This window comes from Lactobacillus sp. UMNPBX4, from assembly GCF_002554115.1.
Classification (GTDB): Bacteria; Bacillota; Bacilli; order Lactobacillales; family Lactobacillaceae; genus Lactobacillus; species Lactobacillus gallinarum.
Window position 1 is genome coordinate 50,252 of sequence record NZ_PCZF01000004.1, and the last position, 14,076, is coordinate 64,327.

The following is a 14,076-nucleotide window of genomic DNA, read 5'->3' on the forward strand; positions in this document are numbered from 1 at the left end:
AGAAAAAATTCTGGGCTTTTTTTGCGTATTAAATAGTAGAGGTGAAATTTTATGGATTTTGAAAAAATTAAAGAATTTGTGTTGGAAAAGAAATTATATTTCATTGTAGCGGTTGTATTGCTACTAGGTGGACTATGGCTTAAAAAAGGAGATGGGGCAGAGGAGCCCTCATTTGATAATAATCAGAAAGTAAGTCAGTCCAGTAATATGAGCTCAAATGATAATTCTGCGGCTAATGCTAGTTCAGCAAGCAACGCGTCTAATGTTGCTTCTTCTGAGTCTAAAACAGTAACTTGCGATATTTCAGGTGCCGTTAAGCATCAGGGAGTTTATACGTTAAAAAATGGGGCTAGATTGCAAGAGTTAATTGAAGCCGCTGGTGGAACTACGGATAAAGCGCAATTAAAGACGATTAATCGGGCTATTTTATTAAAGGATCAAGACAAAATTCATATTCCGTATAAAGGCGAAAAAGTAGATAGTGCATTAACTGCTGGTACGGGCAATAATTCAGCTTCAGCGGCTGCTAATAGCTCCTCTGAAAATCAAGGAAGTGGGGAAAAGGTTAATTTAAATACAGCAGATGTAGCTGGCTTACAGAAATTAACGGGAATAGGAGAAAAGAAAGCAGAGCAAATTATTGCTTACCGTGAACAAAATGGCTCATTTAAAAAAGTGGAGGATTTAATGCAGGTATCAGGAATAGGAGAGAAGACTTTTGCCAGTCTCAAGGATCAACTCACTGTTTAAAAATGATGTTGGATTTTATTTATTAACAGCTTTATTATTGATTGCAATCTCTTTTTTAGCATTTATTTGTGACTCATTCAGTCAAAAAATAGTTTGCATTTCTGCTGCTGGTTATTTTTCTTTTTTATTGTTAAAAAAATATGCTGCTAGCTTGAAATTGGTTTTAGTACTAGTCACTCTATTTATTGGTTCGATTATTTTGAATAAAAAAGAAGTGCATTTTGAATTATCTGAGCAAAGTCAAATACAGATTTATCCCGATCAAGTTCGTGTTAAAGATAATTATTTAACGGGCGTAGGTCATTTTAAGCAGGGGAAAATCTTAATAAGTGGCAAAGTACCAACTGAACAAGAAAATAATTTAAAGCAAGGACTGCCATTGATAGTTAGCCAGATTAAAGGTGAATGCGGAATTATTGAACCTGCAACTAATATTGGCGAATTTGATTATCAAACTTATTACGCGGCAAAAGGAATCACTCAAAAGATAAAATATTTTAGCTGCGAGATGAAGGCTGTCAAATCAAATGACGTAATTACTGGTTTGCATAAATTGCGCTTTAATTTGCAAAATTATTTTCAAAAAATGCCACAATTATTAGGCTTTTTTGCCAGTGAATTACTTTTAGGTGAAAATAATGCGCAAGAAAATCAAGAAATTCTGAATAATTATCGTGATTTGGGAGTTATTCACTTATTAAGCATTTCTGGTTTGCACGTTGGATTATACGTCTTAATAATTAGTACAATCTGTTTTTACTTAAAAATGACAGATGAAGAAGCATTTATTTGTTGTTGCGCAGTGCTATTGTTGGGCATCTTTTTAAGCTATGGGCAAGCAGGATTTGTTAGGGCCAGCTTAACGTACTTTCTAGGTAAAATTTGCAAATTCAAAGGATATCGAGTAGCGGCAATTGATATATTGGGCTTAGCTTGCATTTTGCATATTATGATTGTGCCACGTCTGTTTATGATAGCTGGAGCAATTTTGAGTTATTTGTTGGCTTTAGGCTTACAGCTGACAAATAAATTTGGCAAAATGCAACAATCGATTTTATTGAATGTGCTATTAACGCCATTATTACTGTTTTATTTTTACCAGGTTAATTTCCTGACTGTTTTATTTAATTTGATGGTGGTCCCTTATTTTAATTGGGTTGTTATGCCTGTAACGTTTACCAATATCGTATTATTTAGCTTTACTAAAAAATTGGCTCCATTATTTGAACAGATTTTGGAATTGGGTGAAAAAGCAATTGGTAGTTTATCTAATACCCAATTAGGGTTATTAACATTTGGCAAAATAAATTGGTGGCAGTGTTTAATTTTAATATTGATAACAATGTTGCTGATAATTGCTTTAAGAGAACGTCCGGAATGGAAATTTAATAAAAAAGAATTAAGCATGGTTTTAATTAGCACTTATCTAATATTTTTCGGCATGATACATTTTCCGTTGCGAGGACAAGTAACCTTGATTGATGTAGGACAAGGAGATAGTATTTTGATTACTACTCCGTTTCCGCGCAAGGCATATATGATTGACACAGGGGGAAAGCTGAATTTTTCGGGTAAAAAAGTAACACCCCAAGTCAATCGTATTACTATTCCTTTTCTAAAAAGTTTGGGGATTAGTACACTTGATGGAGTATTTGTTTCGCATCAGGATGCAGACCATGTTGGTGATTTAGGGCCGCTACTTGAGCAAGTTCATGTGAAAAGAATTTTTATGGCTAAAGGTTTGATTAATAATCCTTCTTTTCAAAAAAGATTAAATGGTCGAATTAAACATACTAAATTAGTTGAACTACTGGCAGGGATGCAAGTAAAAGATCCTAAAATTACGTTTAATGTGGTTTATCCGTACCAACCTGGAGAAGGAAAGAATGAGGATTCTTTAAGTTTATTCTTTAGAGTCGCCAATAAGAATTGGCTTTTTACAGGAGATTTAGGCCAGGAAGGAGAAAAAGAGATTATGCAGAAATCCAATTTATCTGTTGATTATTTCAAATTGGGACATCATGGCAGTAAAACTTCATCCAATCCGGATTTTCTACGAGTGATTCATCCGCAAAAAGTTTTTATTTCAGCAGGACGAAAGAACCGTTTTGGTCACCCACATCAAGAGACGCTAACCACGCTTAGTGAACAACAGATACCATGGGTTTCAACCCAAGACTGTGGTATGATTAGCTGGTATTATGGTGGAATGCAAAAATCAGAATTTAATTACTTTTTGAAGCGGGGTAAAAAATGACCTTACTTTCTTTATTTAAAAATACGAATAATAATAACCCCCATACTTTGATTTGGGGTGGAGATGATTTTCTTAATGATTATCTAGCTAATTCATATATTAAAGAAGATCAATTTAAGGACTTAGAGCATGTCAGTGTAGATTGTGAAAATGATGGTTTGGATGAATTAATTGCTAGTTTGACAGAGTCGAGTTTATTTAGTGAAAATAAATTAATCCTTATAAAGAATCCATTTTTCTTAACGGCAAAGGTACCAAAAAAGCTAAAGAAACAGATGGATGATTTACAGAAAATTTTTGATAATCTAAGTGAATTAGAAGATGTAGTGGTAATTGTTGCTTCATATGATAAACTTGATCGTCGTAAAAAGCTGACTAAGACGGTCTTAAAGCAGTTTAATGTGGTTGAGCCAACTATTCGTTCTTATGAAGTAGGGGCAGTAGTAAAATCGCTTATTAAAGCTGAAGGATATACTATTACGCAATCTGCTTTGCAACTATTAATTGAACGCAGCGATCAAGTTATTGATACTATTTTAAGTAATTATCAGAAATTAAAGATGGCAGCTAGTGATAATAAGATCACTGAAAAATCCGTTATGCAGAACGTGGATTTATCATTAGCGCAAAATATTTTTGCTATTTTAGAGGCCGCATTAAATAAAAATTATCAAGAAGCCATAGAGCGTCTTGATAATCAATTAAGAGAAGGTACAAATCCGATTCAACTGCTAGCAGTTTTTGAAAACCAATTAGAATTAATATTAGTGGTAAAAATTCTAGCTAAAAGGGGTAGAAGCGAAGTACAAATTGTGAAAGAACTCGGCGTCCATCCCTATAGAGTAAAATTGGCTTTAAAAAATAAGTTAAATATGTCTAAATTAGAGCAGTTATTGCAAAAAGCAATTCAACTGGAGTTTAATTACAAAAATGGAACATATCATGAAGACAATTTCTTAAAGTTGTTTGTATTATCTGTTTAAAGCAAAAAAAGAGAGAAGAAATCAAATTTCTTCTCTCTTTTTGATTAGTAATAAGTAAAATTACTTGTTTGCTAATTTAGTTAAACGACTCTTGTCACGAGCAGCCTTGTTCTTGTGGATTAAGCCCTTTGAAGCAGCCTTGTCCAAAGCGCGAACAGCTTCTAAATGCAATTTGGAGACGTCTTCTTTACTATCACTTTCAACAGCGTTCTTGAACTTCTTAACAGCAGTTCTTAACTTGCTCAATTCAGAAGCGTTGCGTTTGTTAGTAGCGTTTTGCGTCTTAACACGTTTGATAGCTGATTTGATTTGTGGCATGAAATTCACCTCCAATGATTTAGAAATTTACTTCATCCATTATACTTAAGAACCACTTGGGATGCAAGATAATTTGAGCTTGCTTTTTTAAAAAATATTGTGTAATATAGTTCGAGTGAACCGTTAACGCTGTTTACCCGCTCACACCGACGGTAAACGTTGTTAATGGCAATTATTTATGAAAGGTGAAATTTTTATGGCAATTTCAAAAACTGAAAAAGACAACATTATTAAAGAATACGCAACTCACGAAGGCGACACTGGTTCTGTAGAAGTTCAAGTTGCTCTTTTAACTGCAGACATCAACAACTTGACTGACCACATGAAGAGCCACAAGCACGACCACCACTCATACGTTGGTTTGCTTAAGAAGATCGGTCACCGTCGTAACTTGCTTCGTTACTTAGAAAACAACGACGTTAACCGTTACCGTGAATTGATCAAGAAGTTAGGTCTTCGTCGTTAATTTCTTAATCATAACGAAAGAAAAGTCAACCATAGGGTTGGCTTTTTTTGCATCTGTCATATTTTCCTCCTTTATGCTAAAATTGAAACAGATATTTTTACGTTGTGATCTTTTAGATCCATAAAAAATTAAAAATTTTAATATAGAAAAGGAAATATAATGGCTAATCAACTAAAGATTATGGTCTTGAGCGGTGTACGTGAACAGGGTAAAGACATGTTTGCCGTTCAGGTTAATGATGAAATTTTTGTTCTTGATGCCGGACTGAAGTATCCTGATAGTTCTTTATTCGGTATCGATGTAGTAATTCCTGATCTTGATTTCTTTGAACAATATGGAGACCGAGTAGCAGGAATCTTTTTAACGCACGGGCATGCTGATTCAATTGGTGCATTGCCATATATTTTGCGTAAGTATGATATTCCAGTATTTGGTTCTCAATTAAGTATTGAACTTGCCAAGATAGAAGTTCAACGTGAAAATAAGCATCGCAAAAATAGTTTATTCCACGTAATTGATGCAGATACCGAAATCGATTTTAAGAATGCAAGTATCTCATTCTTCCATACTACCCACTCAATTCCTGATTCATTAGGTATTGATGTTCATACTCCAGCAGGTGAGATCGTTTATACTGGTGATTTCAAGTTTGATCCAACTGCTGCCGACAACTACCGGACTGATATGGATCGCTTAGCTGAAATTGAACAAAAAGGAGTTCTTGCTCTTTTAAGTGATTCATCAAATGCGGAAGCTTCATATCCTAATGTTTCAGAACAAGATATTGGTAACTTTGTAACTAATGTTTTTAGAAATGCAACTGGTCGAATTATCGTTGCAGCTAAGGCATCTAATTTGAATCGCGTGCAAGAAGTTCTAAACGCAGCTAAAGCTACTGGAAAGAGAGTACTTTTAACTGGTCGTGATTTGGCTAAAATTGTTAGAACTTCAATGAAATTAGGCTATTTAGATGTGCCAGATGGCCTTTTAATGCGAGTTAAGGATTTAAAGACCGTGCCAGATAATCAAACAGTTATTTTGGAAACTGGTCGAATGGGTGAACCACTTAACTCATTACAAAAAATGGCTAAGAAGCGCCATAGTATGATTACTATTCATGATGGTGATTTAGTCTTTATTGCTACAACTCCATCTCATGCCGTTGAAACTATGGTGGCTGAAACCAGTGACCTTGTCTATAAAGCAGGCGGAACAGTTATTCAATTGGGCCGCAACATGCATACTAGTGGGCATGCAACCGGTCGTGATATTCAATTATTGATTGATACTTTAAAGCCTAAGTTCTTAATCCCAGTTATTGGTGAGTATAGATTATTAGAAATTGTTCGTAGCTTGGCTATTAAGACTGGTATGAGTCCTAAGAATATCTATATTACTAAAAATGGTGATTGCTTAGACTACGACTTTAAGAAGAAACGCTTCTACTTATCTGATCCTGTCCCTGGTGAAGACACTATGATCGATGGCTCAGGTGTTGGTGATGTAGGTAACATTGTTTTGCGCGATCGAGAAGTGCTTTCTGATGATGGTATTTTCATTGCTGTAGTTACAATTGATCGTAAAAAGAAAAAGATTATCGCAGAACCTAAAGTAACTAGCCGTGGATTTGTCTACATTAAAGCCAATAGACAGTTGATGAATGATTCAATTGATGTGATTAAAAAGGCAATTAACAGCAACTTCGAGCACAAGAAGTTTGATTGGACAGAATTAAAGCAAGATATTCGCAGCGATTTGGAGAAATTCTTATATAAGAAAACAAATCGTCGTCCCGTTATTTTGCCAGTTGTGATGGAAGTAAACCAAAACCGTCATCGTGCTATGCAAAAGCGTAATGAGAAAAAGCAAGAAAATAACAAATCACATTCATCAAACAATAAAACAAGAAATAATAAAGAAAAGAAAGAATAATTATGACATCAGTAAGTCAAAAGAATTTATTGAAACTTGCTGAAGAAAATAAGCACAAGGGAGATCTTGCTGCGGCAATTCAAAATTTAGAAGAAGCATTGCGAGGAGAGCATTCATTAGATGTGATCTTGGAGCTTTGTGATCTCTATTGTGCAAATAAACAAGAAGATCAGGCCTATGCTTTAATTAAAGAAGAGCCTGATCTTTTTTCTAATAAGCAAGTATATCGGATGTATTGTAAAGTTTTAAAGGAAAATAACTTTTTAATAGAAGCTTTACAGTTAAAAGAAATTACAGGGTTAGAATTACCTTTTAAGGTGCAGCCTGTTTCTGAAGAAAAGCAACAGCAAATTATGCAGTCTTTTAAGGCAAAAAAGCAGGTTAACCAAATGGATTATGAAAGCTTGCATAAATTAAATTTGGTTAATTTTACAACTTTTGCTCAAAGTATTTTATTAGAACCTATTTCAGAATTCGCTGTGCGCTTATCTCTTTGTGAAGATCTTATTAGACTAAAGTTGAAAGATAAATTTAAAGTGTGGGTTTTGGATGATTTAACCGAATTTATTCCTGCAGATACTTTGCTTTTAGAAAAAGCCCCTAAATACAAAGAGATAATTTCAGCTATTGGGGCTAAATTTAGTCATAATCCTAGTCAATTACCGCTTATGATTGGTGAAACCAATTTAGTATTAGGTAGTTTGTACCCTAAGCTAGATGATTATGTAGATGAACCTGATAGTTTTGCTAGCGATTTGGTAGCTTATTTGCAACAAAGAAATGGCAGAACTCATCAAGATTTATTTGAAAAAATTTATCGAAAATTTCCAAATTAAAAAATAGGTAAAAAAGGTTTACATTTTCAAAGTATTTAGTATAATTAGCAAAGGATATTTTCGTTAGGCAATTTAGCTTAAGCTTTTTTACTAGGCAATTGCCGAAGAAAGTAGTACAATATTCAACAGAGAATTATCCGTTAACTTATCTCAACGGACTTCTTGCAAATTTACAGGAGGGTCATTTTAATGGCAGAAAAAGAACATTACGTTAGAACTAAGCCACACGTAAACATTGGTACTATCGGTCACGTTGACCACGGTAAGACCACTTTAACTGCGGCTATTACTACTGTTTTAGCTGACAAGGGTTTGGCTAAGGCTGAAGATTACTCACAAATCGATGCTGCACCAGAAGAAAAGGAACGTGGTATCACTATTAACACCGCCCACGTAGAATACGAAACTGAAAATCGTCACTACGCTCACATGGACGCTCCAGGCCACGCCGACTACATCAAGAACATGATTACCGGTGCTGCACAAATGGATGGTGCTATCTTAGTTGTTGCTGCAACTGATGGTCCTATGCCACAAACTCGTGAACACATTTTGCTTGCTCGTCAAGTTGGTGTTAACTACATCGTAGTATTCTTAAACAAGTGCGATTTAGTTGACGACCCAGAATTGATCGACTTGGTTGAAATGGAAGTTCGTGACTTGTTAACTGAATACGATTACCCTGGTGACGATATTCCAGTTGTTCGTGGTTCAGCTTTGAAGGCTTTACAAGGCGACAAGGAAGCTCAAGAACAAATTCTTAAGTTGATGGACGTCGTTGATGAATACATCCCAACTCCAGAACGTCAAACTGACAAGCCATTCTTAATGCCAGTTGAAGACGTATTCACTATCACTGGTCGTGGTACTGTTGCTTCAGGTCGTATCGACCGTGGTACTGTTAAGGTCGGCGATGAAGTCGAAATCGTTGGTTTGGTAGACAAGGTTCTTAAGTCAGTTGTTACTGGTTTGGAAATGTTCCACAAGACTTTGGACTTAGGTGAAGCCGGCGATAACGTTGGTGTATTGCTTCGTGGTATTGACCGTGACCAAGTTGTTCGTGGTCAAGTATTGGCTGCTCCAGGCTCAATCCAAACCCACAAGGAATTCAAGGCTCAAGTTTATGTCTTGAAGAAAGAAGAAGGTGGACGTCACACTCCATTCTTCTCAGACTACCGTCCACAATTCTACTTCCACACCACTGATATTACTGGTGAAATTGAATTGCCAGAAGGTACTGAAATGGTTATGCCTGGTGATAACACTGAATTCACTGTTACTTTGATTAAGCCAGCTGCCATCGAAAAGGGTACTAAGTTCACCATCCGTGAAGGTGGTCGTACCGTTGGTGCCGGTCAGGTTACTGAAATCCTTGACTAATTTCTAACGATATAGCAAAAAAGATGCACTTCTTCACAGGAGCGCATCTTTTTTCTTTTAGATTTGTTTTTTGTGCCAGTTTAAGGTAAGATAACTTAGTATGCAAGAAGCAAACTCAAACTTGACATTGGAGGTATTTTATTAATGTCTGTAAAATGGGAAAAGACCGGTAAAACAACCGGTGAACTTACTTTTGATATTTCAAAAGATGAAATTAAATTAGGTTTGGATCAAGCTTTTAGAAGAGTTAAGAAAAACTTACGTGTTCCTGGTTTTAGAAAAGGTCACGTTTCTCGTGTTATTTTTGATCAATACTATGGTGAAGAAGCATTATATGAAGATGCTTTAAACATTGTATTGCCAAATGCATATTCTGCTGCTGTTAAGGAAGCAGGTATTGCTGCAGTTGGTCAACCACAAATTGTTCCAGTATCAATGGACAAAGATAAAGACTGGACTATGAAGGCTACTGTTACTGTAGAACCAGAAGTTAAGTTAGGCGACTACAAGGGTATCGAAGTTCCAAAGCAAAATACTCGTGTATACCAAAAAGACGTTGATGCAGAACTTGATAAGCGCCGTGAACAAAATGCTGAACTTGTTCTTAAGAAGGGTAAGGCAGCTAAGGGCGACACTGTAACCATCGATTACAAGGGTACTATTGATGGCAAGGAATTTGAAGGCGGCTCAGCTGAAAACTACTCACTTGAATTAGGTTCAGGCGCATTCATTCCTGGCTTTGAAGATCAACTTATCGGTCACGAAGCAGGCGACGATGTTGATGTTGTTGTAACCTTCCCTAAGGATTACGGTGCAAAGGATTTAGCAGGTAAAGAAGCACACTTTGCAACTAAGATTCACGAAGTTAAGTCAAAGCAACTTCCTAAGTTAGACGACGAGTTTGCTAAGGATGTTGATGATTCAGTAGATACTCTTGATGAATTAAAAGACAAGATCAAGAAGCAATTGAAGGATCAAAAGGAACAAGCTGCAAACGATGCTATTCAAGAAGCAGCTATTGAAAGTGCAGTAAAGAACGCTACTGTTGATGAAATTCCTGATGCAATGATTCAAGACGACGTTAATACTCAATTGAACCAATACTTAGGTAACATGCAACGTCAAGGTATTGATCCACAAACTTACTACAAGTTGACCAATACTAATGAACAACAATTACGTTCACAATTTGCTAAGAACGCTGCTGAAAGAGTTAAGACTAACTTAGTTCTTGAAGCTATTGTTGAAAAAGAAGGTCTTAAGGCAACCAAGGAAGAAATTGATAAGGAAATCAAGGACCTTGCTGCTGAATACAACATGGATGAAAAGACTGTACGTAACACTTTGTCAGACGACATGTTAAGTCACGACATCACTGTACGTAAGGCTATGGATCTTGTTACTGATAATGCTAAGCAAGTTGCTAAGGCAAAGCTTGAAGCAAAAGAAGCAGAAGACAAGAAGGAAAGTAAGTAATAAATAAATTATTACTGATTTCTCATTAAAAAGCGGCTTTAGGCCGCTTTTTTTGATATTTAAGCTTAATATTTATCAAAATATGTTAATTTATGATAATCTATTTTGGTAGGTATAGGGAGGAAATATAATGGCAAATCAGTTTACAGATCAAGAAGAGATTAAATGTTCTTTTTGTGGTAAAACTCAAGACCAAGTCAAAAAAATGATCGCTGGTAATGGCGTTTATATTTGCAATGAATGCGTTGACTTATCTAAAAAAATCATTGATGATGAATTACGTGCAGATTCTGTTAAAACTGCAAGTGAATTACCAAAACCAATGGAAATTAAAAAACAACTTGATCAATACGTAATTGGCCAAAATCGTGCTAAAAAGGTATTATCTGTTGCTGTTTATAATCATTACAAGAGAATCAGTCAAATGGATGTTGATTCTTCTATAGAATTACAGAAGTCTAATATTGCAATGATTGGTCCTACTGGATCAGGTAAGACTTATTTAGCTCAAACTTTAGCTCGAATCTTAAATGTACCTTTTGCAATTGCAGATGCAACCACATTAACCGAGGCTGGTTATGTTGGGGAAGATGTAGAAAATATCTTGCTAAAATTATTGCAAAATGCAGATTACGATTTGGAACGTGCTCAACGCGGCATTATTTATATCGATGAAATTGACAAAATTTCTAAGAAATCTGAGAATGTTTCAATTACTCGTGATGTTTCAGGTGAAGGTGTACAACAATCATTACTGAAGATCTTAGAAGGTACTATTGCTTCAGTTCCGCCTCAAGGTGGTCGTAAGCACCCACAACAAGAAATGATCAAGATGGACACCACTAACATTCTGTTTATTGTTGGTGGGGCTTTTGATGGTATTGAACAAATCGTTAAGAATAGATTAGGTAAAAAGACGATTGGTTTCGGTGCTGAAAATGAAGTTGATAAAATTGATGCAGATGATTGGACTCGTCATTTAACTACAGCAGATTTAGTTAAATTTGGAATGATTCCTGAATTTATTGGTAGAATTCCAATTATCACAACTTTAGATAAGCTTAACAGTGAAGATTTGGTAAGAGTATTAACTGAGCCAAAGAATGCTTTGGTTAAGCAATATAAGAAGCTACTTTCACTTGATGGTGTTAACCTTAAGTTTACTGATGGTGCGCTTAAAGCAATTGCTGATTTGGCAATTCAAAGAAATATGGGGGCACGTGGTTTAAGAACTATAATTGAAAATTCAATTATGGATATCATGTACAAGACTCCAAGTGAAAAAGACATTGAAGCCGTTGAGGTAACCAAAGATGTAATTACGCGTCATGCTGAACCTAAGGTTATTCGTAAAAAGGATAAAAAAGAAAGTAGTAAAGCACAGGTAGGCGCTAATGATAATTAAAAGTAGTAGTTATGCTGTCAGTGCAGTTAGAGAAGATCAATATCCTAAGGATGATTTGCCTGAGATTGCATTATCAGGCCGCTCAAACGTTGGAAAGTCAAGTCTGATTAACACTCTACTTAATCGAAAAAACTTGGCTAGAACCTCTTCACAGCCTGGTAAAACGCAAACCTTGAATTTCTATCTAGTAAATGATGAGTTTTATCTTGTAGACGTACCAGGGTATGGTTATGCAAGAGTTTCGCAAAAGAAACGCCAAGAATTTGGTGAGATGATTCAAGATTACTTGGAAACAAGACCCAACTTAAAGGGATTAGTAATTTTAATTGATTCGCGTCATGAACCAACTAAAGATGATATTGCAATGTATAATTATGCTCAATATCTGAATTTACCTATTTTAGTTGTATGTACGAAGATTGATAAAATAAAAAAGAGCCAAGTAAATAAAGTAATGTCCCGTTTGAAAAAGAACATAGATCTTAATTATGATCATGTAACGGTTTTGACATTCAGTTCCGTAACTAAATTGCATGTTGCAGAACTGGGCAACTGGATTGAAGAAAAAATTAGTAAATAAAGAATGAGAAAGCTGTTAACTGGGGTTAGCAGCTTTTTCTTATGAGATGATTATTAGAATAAATTTACTTAAAAGAAAGGGTGCTAAAATTGAAAGTGTAGTAAAGAAAGTAGAGGCTTCATCTTGGATGATAATAAAACACAGAAAAAGACATTAACTACTTTAAGCCTGGTTTTAATGATCATAACTACGGTTTATGGTTTCGGTAATGTCTCGGTTTCATACCGGCAAATGACTTATGCCGGAATTATTTGGTTTATTTTAGCCGGAATTTGTTTTTTCTTTCCAGCTGGATTAATGATGGCAGAATATGGTTCAGCCTTTCACGATGCAAAAGGTGGAATTTACTCCTGGCTTGCGGGCTCTATTGGCGAAAAATGGGCCTTTATCGGGACTTTTGTTTGGCTGGCTAACTGGGTACTTTGGCTAGTATCTAGTGCCTCAAGACTCTGGATTTCGATTTCAGCGCTAATTTTTGGTAAAGATACAACTCAGAGTTGGAATTTATTTGGTTTACATGGAACACAGCTAATAGGTGTATTGGCAATTCTATTCATGATTGTATCTACATACTTTTCTTCAAGAGGGATGACTGGAATTAAGATCATGTCCTCAATTGGTGGCTGGTTTATGATCGGGATGAACTTGATTTTTATCTTATCTAGTTTGTTAGTCATCATTATGAATCATGGACAATTAGCACAGCCAATCACTGGTTGGCAGAGTTTTATTATTTCACCTAATAAGGATTTCCAAACTCCAATTACTATTATTTCCTTTGTTGTCTATGCAGTATTTGCATATGGTGGTATGGAGACCGTAGGTGGGGTAATTGACAGTATGAAGCATCCCGAAAAAGATTTCCCTAAGGGCTTAATTATCGGTAGTTTGTTTACGATTATTTCTTATGTTTTAATGATCTTTATGACCGGTTTTTCGGTTAATTATCAAAAGGATATCGTTCAAACCGGTGCTAACACAGGTAATATTACTTATGTGGTTTACGGGACTTTGGGTAAAGCGTTCGGTACCGCCTTACATTTGGATCCGCAGACTAGTTTAATGATTGGTAAAATCTTTACGAGAGCAATTGCCTTATCAGGATTAATGGGAATGATGGGTGCTTTCTTCGTATTACTATATTCACCCGTTAAGTCCTTTATCATGGGATCTGATCCACGTCTTTGGCCGAAGGCTGCAACTAAATTAAACAAACATGGCATTCCTGCTAATGCAATGTGGGCTCAAACTGTTTTCGTCTGCTTGTTAATTGCGGTCGTTTCCTTCGGTGGTAGTGCAGCTACAAGCTTTTATCAAATTTTGACCGATATGGGTAATGTTGCTGCAACTGCACCATATATCTTTTTGATAGGTGCATTTCCATTTTTCTTAAAGAAAGATTATTCGCGTAAATTTAGAGTATTTACGAATTATAAATGGACAGTAGCGCTGGTAGTATTTGTTGAAATAATTGTTTGCACGGGTATTATATTTACAGTTTTACAACCAATTTTGGAACACAGATATGCGACAGCTTTCTGGACTGGATTTGGACCTATTTTCTTTGGTTTAATAGCTTATATTTTTTATCGTACTTCAAAGAAAAAACATGGTTTAACCGATTTAAATTAAATACAAAAAGTGTCTGGGAAAAAACTAACTTTCAGATACCAAAAGACGATCAATCCAACTC

At 35.6% G+C, this 14,076-nt stretch carries 12 protein-coding genes; 11 read left to right on the top strand and 1 reads right to left on the bottom strand.

What is annotated here, in order from left to right; all coding sequences use genetic code 11:
* Window positions 1-51 precede the first annotated feature (51 nt).
* From CP355_RS01590 to holA, 3 genes are read left to right on the top strand one after another with little or no spacing between them, the layout of a single operon-like run.
* Window positions 52-750 carry a helix-hairpin-helix domain-containing protein gene (locus CP355_RS01590; RefSeq protein ID WP_087175806.1) on the top strand — a complete coding sequence of 233 codons (699 nt, stop codon included), beginning with the start codon at window positions 52-54 and terminating at the stop codon, window positions 748-750.
* A complete protein-coding gene (locus CP355_RS01595; RefSeq protein WP_098043747.1) occupies window positions 719-3,007 on the top strand; it encodes a DNA internalization-related competence protein ComEC/Rec2 in 2,289 nt (762 codons plus the stop codon). The genes CP355_RS01590 and CP355_RS01595 overlap by 32 nt, the downstream gene beginning before the upstream one ends.
* Entirely contained in the window at window positions 3,004-3,990 is a 987-nt protein-coding gene (holA, locus tag CP355_RS01600; protein ID WP_098043748.1) for a DNA polymerase III subunit delta, read from the top strand. Before CP355_RS01595 ends, holA begins: the two co-directional genes overlap by 4 nt.
* Before the next feature lie 60 nt (window positions 3,991-4,050).
* On the opposite strand, the gene rpsT is transcribed toward holA, so the two are convergent.
* Window positions 4,051-4,308 (bottom strand): 30S ribosomal protein S20, encoded by a 258-nt coding sequence (gene rpsT, locus CP355_RS01605; protein WP_014919008.1) that lies wholly within the window; start codon window positions 4,306-4,308, stop codon window positions 4,051-4,053.
* A 196-nt stretch (window positions 4,309-4,504) separates the two neighbouring features.
* On the opposite strand from rpsT, the gene rpsO reads away from it, so the two are divergent.
* The 8 genes from rpsO to yjeM all read left to right on the top strand — a co-directional run bounded on the left by rpsO (window position 4,505) and on the right by yjeM (window position 14,015).
* Window positions 4,505-4,774 carry a 30S ribosomal protein S15 gene (gene rpsO / locus CP355_RS01610; protein WP_087175854.1) on the top strand — a complete coding sequence of 90 codons (270 nt, stop codon included), beginning with the start codon at window positions 4,505-4,507 and terminating at the stop codon, window positions 4,772-4,774.
* Between the two features lie 159 nt (window positions 4,775-4,933).
* Window positions 4,934-6,706: a ribonuclease J gene (locus tag CP355_RS01615; protein WP_098043749.1), complete on the top strand. Its 1,773-nt coding sequence runs from the start codon at window positions 4,934-4,936 to the stop codon at window positions 6,704-6,706.
* Window positions 6,707-6,708: 2 nt separating this feature from the next.
* Window positions 6,709-7,542, top strand: coding sequence for a tetratricopeptide repeat protein (locus CP355_RS01620; RefSeq protein ID WP_098043750.1), 834 nt, complete (start codon window positions 6,709-6,711; stop codon window positions 7,540-7,542).
* A gap of 189 nt (window positions 7,543-7,731) precedes the next feature.
* Entirely contained in the window at window positions 7,732-8,922 is a 1,191-nt protein-coding gene (gene tuf / locus CP355_RS01625; RefSeq protein WP_025005019.1) for an elongation factor Tu, read from the top strand.
* A 144-nt stretch (window positions 8,923-9,066) separates the two neighbouring features.
* Window positions 9,067-10,398, top strand: a complete 1,332-nt coding sequence (gene tig / locus CP355_RS01630; RefSeq protein ID WP_098043751.1) for a trigger factor — start codon at window positions 9,067-9,069, stop codon at window positions 10,396-10,398.
* A gap of 130 nt (window positions 10,399-10,528) precedes the next feature.
* The gene (gene clpX / locus CP355_RS01635) at window positions 10,529-11,803 is read left to right on the top strand and encodes an ATP-dependent Clp protease ATP-binding subunit ClpX (RefSeq protein WP_098043752.1); all 1,275 of its coding nucleotides are present in this window, start codon (window positions 10,529-10,531) and stop codon (window positions 11,801-11,803) included.
* Window positions 11,793-12,383 carry a ribosome biogenesis GTP-binding protein YihA/YsxC gene (gene yihA / locus CP355_RS01640; RefSeq protein ID WP_087175811.1) on the top strand — a complete coding sequence of 197 codons (591 nt, stop codon included), beginning with the start codon at window positions 11,793-11,795 and terminating at the stop codon, window positions 12,381-12,383. Before clpX ends, yihA begins: the two co-directional genes overlap by 11 nt.
* A gap of 123 nt (window positions 12,384-12,506) precedes the next feature.
* Window positions 12,507-14,015, top strand: coding sequence for a glutamate/gamma-aminobutyrate family transporter YjeM (gene yjeM / locus CP355_RS01645; RefSeq protein ID WP_098043753.1), 1,509 nt, complete (start codon window positions 12,507-12,509; stop codon window positions 14,013-14,015).
* The last annotated feature ends 61 nt before the right edge of the window (window positions 14,016-14,076 follow it).

Coding starts and splice junctions, on each gene's coding strand:
- CP355_RS01590 (WP_087175806.1), top strand. CDS start 52: ATGGATTTTGAAAAAATTAAAGAATTTGTGTTGGAAAAGAAATTATAT.
- holA (WP_098043748.1), top strand. CDS start 3,004: ATGACCTTACTTTCTTTATTTAAAAATACGAATAATAATAACCCCCAT.
- rpsT (WP_014919008.1), bottom strand. CDS start 4,308: ATGCCACAAATCAAATCAGCTATCAAACGTGTTAAGACGCAAAACGCT.
- rpsO (WP_087175854.1), top strand. CDS start 4,505: ATGGCAATTTCAAAAACTGAAAAAGACAACATTATTAAAGAATACGCA.
- CP355_RS01615 (WP_098043749.1), top strand. CDS start 4,934: ATGGCTAATCAACTAAAGATTATGGTCTTGAGCGGTGTACGTGAACAG.
- CP355_RS01620 (WP_098043750.1), top strand. CDS start 6,709: ATGACATCAGTAAGTCAAAAGAATTTATTGAAACTTGCTGAAGAAAAT.
- tuf (WP_025005019.1), top strand. CDS start 7,732: ATGGCAGAAAAAGAACATTACGTTAGAACTAAGCCACACGTAAACATT.
- tig (WP_098043751.1), top strand. CDS start 9,067: ATGTCTGTAAAATGGGAAAAGACCGGTAAAACAACCGGTGAACTTACT.
- clpX (WP_098043752.1), top strand. CDS start 10,529: ATGGCAAATCAGTTTACAGATCAAGAAGAGATTAAATGTTCTTTTTGT.
- yihA (WP_087175811.1), top strand. CDS start 11,793: ATGATAATTAAAAGTAGTAGTTATGCTGTCAGTGCAGTTAGAGAAGAT.